Here is a 4,556-nt window from a genome sequence, read left to right on the forward strand (position 1 = left end):
GGTGGCGTCGCGCCTCGCCGGCGGCGACGTGCTCGTCGTGCAGGCGCTGCGCGAGAGCGATGACGCCTGCCGCGTCGGCACCGCTCGTGTTGGCCGCCGTGGCCGCGGGGGCACTCGCCGCGGCACTCGCCGCTTCCATCGCCGCTTGGGACCGCTGGCGTGCCGCGAGCTCCGCGGCGCGGGCGGCCTCCTCGGCAGCCTTGGCCTCCTCGCGCGTCTTGGCGAGCTTGGCCTCGGCGTCCGCGACCTGCGAGTGGAGGGCGTTCAGCTTCGCCTGGGCCTCGTTGAGCGCCTTCTCGTCGACGGCGGAGCGGGCGGCCGCCTCGGCCCGCTCGGCGTCGGCCTTGGCGCGCTCGATGCGCTCGCGCGCGGCCCGCTCGGCGGCGTCTGCCTCGGCCTTGGCCTTGGCGGCCCGGTCCGAGGCCGCCTTGAACGCCCGCTCGGCGTCCTGGATCTTCGCCGTGAGGGCTCCGAGCTTGGCGTCGTCGCCCGGTCGTCCCACCGGGGGCATGGCCTGCGTCGGCCCGTCCCCACCCCGCACCGCCGGCTGGTTCTTGCTCGCGCGGCAGTCGTTGAGCTGCTTCAGGTAGTCGTCACGCTGCTCGATGAGCGACCGCATCTCCGCCACGATCTCGTCCAGGAAGTCGTCGACGTCCCGCTCCTCGTAGCCACGTCGGAACTGCGTGGTCTGGAAATGCTTGTTCAGCACCTGCTCAGGCGTAAGCGCCATGTGTCACCTCGATACAGACGTAATGGTCAAGGGCCAACTTATCTAACGAACAGGTCACGACCCAAAGCCACATGATGCCACCCACACGGGTGGACTGGCTGCACCCGCCCGGTACTGGTTTCGGAGACTGCCCGAATCGTGGACGTGGTCGCCCCGGGAAGCACGCTCAGAAGAACGCGGGGAGGTTGAGCGCGAAGGATGTGAGGAGCATGAGCACGAGGAAGCTGAGGTCGAGCCGCACGCCACCCAGGGTCGGGGACGGGATGACCTTGCGCAGCGCCTTGAGCGGCGGGTCGGTCACGGTGTAGACGGCCTCTGCGAGGACGAGCACGAGCCCGCTGGGGCGCCAGGATCGGGACAGGACCTGCACCCATTCGAGGACGAAGCGGGCGATGAGTGCGACGAAGAAGGTGAAGACCACCACTCCGTAGATGGTCCAGATCACGTCCATGGTGCTCAGTGTCCCTGATGAGGTGCTGCGGCCAGAAATCGGGCCCCACCGCACGACGCGGCGAGGCCCGGATCCGGACGCCGGTGGTCAGCTCTGGTTGAAGAATCCGCGCGTGGTGGCGGCCGGGGTCTCGGGCTCGTCCGCGGCGATCTCGACGTGCGAGGGCGACAGGAGGAACACCTTGGACGTCACGCGCTCGATGGTGCCGTGCAGACCGAAGACGAGGCCGGCGGCGAAGTCGACGAGCCGCTTCGCGTCCGCGTCGTCCATGTCGCTGAGGTTCATGATCACCGGCACCTGGTCGCGGAACCACTCGCCGATGTTCTTCGCCTCGTTGTAGGTGCGCGGGTGGATCGTCGTGATGCGGTTGAGGGGATGCACCTCGGGCTCGCGGACGACGGCGGCCACGGGGCGCTTCGTCGACAGGGGGGTCACGGCGGCGGTGTGCTCCGGCTCGTCCTCGAGGCGGTCCTGGTCGTCGTAGGCGTCGTAGTCGTCATAGCGATCGTGACGCGGGTCCTCTTCGCTGAGGCCCAGGTACACCATCGTCTTGCGCAGTGCCCCTGCCATGCCCACTCCCAAACGGTCGAATTGCAGTTGCCGTCGACGTTACAGAAGTGACGGGCGTGATCCGAGGATTGCGGTGCCGACACGCAGGTGTGTCGCTCCGTGCCGGATGGCCGCCTCGAGGTCCCCGCTCATTCCCGCGGACACCCAGTCGGCGCCGGGATGACGGGTCCGTATGCCGCTCGCCACCTCCCGGAGGAGGGTGAAGCTCTCGTCGGGGTCGGCGTCGAGGGGGGCGACGGCCATGACCCCCTTGAGGACGAGTCCGTCGCGCTCAGCGACGAGATCGGCCAGGTCCGGGACGTCGGCGGGCAGTGCACCACCGCGGGAGGTGTCGCCGTCGAGGCTGACCTGGATGAGGACCGAGACCGGTCTGCCGCGCTCGGCTGCGCCGGCGGCCAGGCCACCGAGCAGCTTGGCCCGGTCGACGGAGTGGACGACGTCGGCGTACTGCGCGACGTGGCGGGCCTTGTTGGACTGGAGCCGTCCCACGAAATGCAGCTCGAGGTCGGCGCCCTCGGGCAGCGCGGCCCGCACCTCGGCGATCTTGGGCGCGGCCTCCTGGTCCTTGTTCTCACCGATCGCCCGGACGCCGAGCTCGTGGAGCAGGAGGACGTCGCTCGCGGGGAAGAACTTCGTGACGACCACGAGGGTGAGTTCGGCAGGATCGCGCCCGGCATCGGCGCAGGCGTCGGCGATGCGTCGTCGCACGGCGGCAAGTCTCGCGGCGAGCTCGTCCCTGCGGGCGTCCGCGCCCTGGCCGGTCACCTCGCCCCCGCCGCGTGGGCCACGACCACGCCGGCGAGCCGGCCGGTGGTGCCGTCTCGGCGGTACGAGTAGAGCTGCTCGTCCTCGCGGGTGCATCCGGCGACGCGCTGGACCGCCACGCCCGCGGATGCGAGCTGCTCGGTGACCCCGGCCGCGACGTCGATCGCGGGCGTTCCTGTCCAGGACGACGTTTGGGAGGTGGGAGCGACGGCCGCGGCTGCCAGGGCCATCTCCTCCGGGACCTCGTAGCACCGGCCGCACACGGACGGCCCGACGATCGCCGCGGGCTGCCGCGCACCGAGGTCCCGCATGGCGGCGACGGCACGGGGCACGATGCCGCCGAGCAGGCCGGGCCGCCCGGCGTGAACGGCGCCGACGACGCCCGCCTCGACGTCGTGCAGGAGCACCGGGACGCAGTCGGCGACGAGGACAGCAAGGGCCAGCTCACTTGTCCGGGAGACGATTCCGTCAGCCTCCGGGGCCTCGCCGGCCCAGGGGCCACTCGCCTCGACGACGTCCGTGCCGTGCACCTGGTTGAGGAAGAGGAGGCGCTCGCGCGTCACCCCGAGCGCCGTCGCAAGGGCTGCCCGGTTGGCCTCGACGGCGTCGGGGTCGTCACCGACGTGGCCCCCGAGGTTGAGCCCGGCGTAAGGCCCGGCACCCCGATTCGCTGCGCGATCGGTGAACGCCGCCTCGATGCCGGGACCGTCGTCGCGCGCGCGGATCGTGGCTCGCCAGTAGAACACCGCCTCAACCTATCCTTCCGGCACGGTCCGGGCGGACGGAGACGGCCATGGCCGCGATGCGGGACCCGGCCGGGCGGGCCGGGTCCCGCATCAGGGCCTCACTTGAGGAAGTCGGGCACGTCGAGGTCGTCGCTCTCCTCGAAGGTCACCTGACGCGGCGGCTGCGCCGGGCGCGGCTGCTGGGCCGGCTGCTGCGCTGGTTGCTGGGTCGGCAGTTGCTGGGAGCCCGCAGGCGCCGGCGCGGGCTGCTGGCCAGGTGCGTGCTGGCCAGGTGCGTGCTGTGCCGACTGGTGGGCAGGAGCCTGAGCCTGAGCTGGAACGTGAACCGGCTCGGCGGGCGGCTGCGCCGGGATCTGGTGTCCCTGCGGGGCGGGCGTGGCGGCGTGGTTGTTGTGCGCCGGTTGCGACGCCTGGGTGCGCTGCCCCATGACCTGCCCGAGGGCGCGGTCGTCCTGACGCTTCGTCGGACCCCCACCGTCGAAGCCTGCGGCGATGACCGTCACGCGGACCTCGTCACCGAGGGCGTCGTCGATGACGGCGCCGAAGATGATGTTGGCCTCCGGGTGGGCGGCCTCCTGGACGAGGCGCGCGGCCTCGTTGATCTCGAAGAGCCCGAGGTCGCTGCCGCCCTGGACCGAGAGGAGCACGCCGTGAGCGCCGTCGATGGAGGCCTCGAGCAGCGGCGAGCTGATGGCCAGCTCGGCGGCCTGCACGGCCCGGTCCTCTCCCCGGGCCGACCCGATGCCCATGAGGGCCGAGCCCGCGCCCTGCATGACGGACTTGACGTCGGCGAAGTCGAGGTTGATCAGGCCGGGCGTCGTGATGAGGTCGGTGATGCCCTGGACGCCGGAGAGGAGCACCTGGTCGGCGGACCGGAAGGCGTCCATCATCGAGACGTTGCGGTCGCTGATCGACAGGAGCCGGTCGTTGGGGATGACGATCAGCGTGTCGACCTCCTCGCGGAGCGACCCGATGCCGGTCTCCGCCTGGTTGGCCCGGCGGCGCCCCTCGAAGGTGAACGGCCGGGTGACGACGCCGATCGTCAGGGCGCCGAGCCCACGCGCGATGCGGGCCACCACGGGCGCGCCTCCCGTGCCGGTGCCGCCGCCCTCACCCGCGGTGACGAAGACCATGTCGGCGCCCTTGAGCACCTCCTCGATCTCCTCGGCATGGTCCTCGGCGGCACGCTTGCCCACCTCGGGGTCGGCGCCCGCGCCCAGGCCGCGGGTCAGCTCACGACCGACGTCGAGCTTGACGTCGGCATCACTCATGAGCAGCGCCTGGGCGTCGGTGT

Annotated in this window: 6 protein-coding genes; all 6 read right to left on the reverse strand. The window is 71.5% G+C overall.

Translation table 11 applies throughout. The annotated features are described in order from the left end of the window. Positions 1 to 730 (reverse strand): DivIVA domain-containing protein (locus tag LOY02_RS18020; RefSeq protein WP_317183749.1); only part of this gene is annotated, 730 nt, incomplete at its 3' end. Between the two features lie 166 nt (positions 731 to 896). Then, positions 897 to 1,181, reverse strand: coding sequence for a YggT family protein (locus LOY02_RS18025; protein ID WP_317183750.1), 285 nt, complete (start codon positions 1,179 to 1,181; stop codon positions 897 to 899). An 87-nt stretch (positions 1,182 to 1,268) separates the two neighbouring features. Next, a complete protein-coding gene (locus tag LOY02_RS18030) occupies positions 1,269 to 1,751 on the reverse strand; it encodes a cell division protein SepF (RefSeq protein ID WP_317183751.1) in 483 nt (160 codons plus the stop codon). 39 nt (positions 1,752 to 1,790) lie between these two features. After that, complete coding sequence (locus LOY02_RS18035) at positions 1,791 to 2,612, reverse strand: YggS family pyridoxal phosphate-dependent enzyme (protein ID WP_410505974.1); 822 nt, start codon at positions 2,610 to 2,612, stop codon at positions 1,791 to 1,793. Then, positions 2,513 to 3,262: a peptidoglycan editing factor PgeF gene (gene pgeF, locus LOY02_RS18040; protein WP_317183753.1), complete on the reverse strand. Its 750-nt coding sequence runs from the start codon at positions 3,260 to 3,262 to the stop codon at positions 2,513 to 2,515. The genes LOY02_RS18035 and pgeF overlap by 100 nt, the downstream gene beginning before the upstream one ends. Before the next feature lie 98 nt (positions 3,263 to 3,360). Continuing rightward, positions 3,361 to 4,556, reverse strand: a 1,196-nt coding sequence (ftsZ, locus tag LOY02_RS18045) for a cell division protein FtsZ (protein WP_317183754.1), incomplete at its 5' end; no start/stop codon positions are given.

The sequence above is a fragment of the Intrasporangium sp. genome, from assembly GCF_032907665.1.
Lineage (GTDB): Bacteria > Actinomycetota > Actinomycetes > Actinomycetales > Dermatophilaceae > Intrasporangium.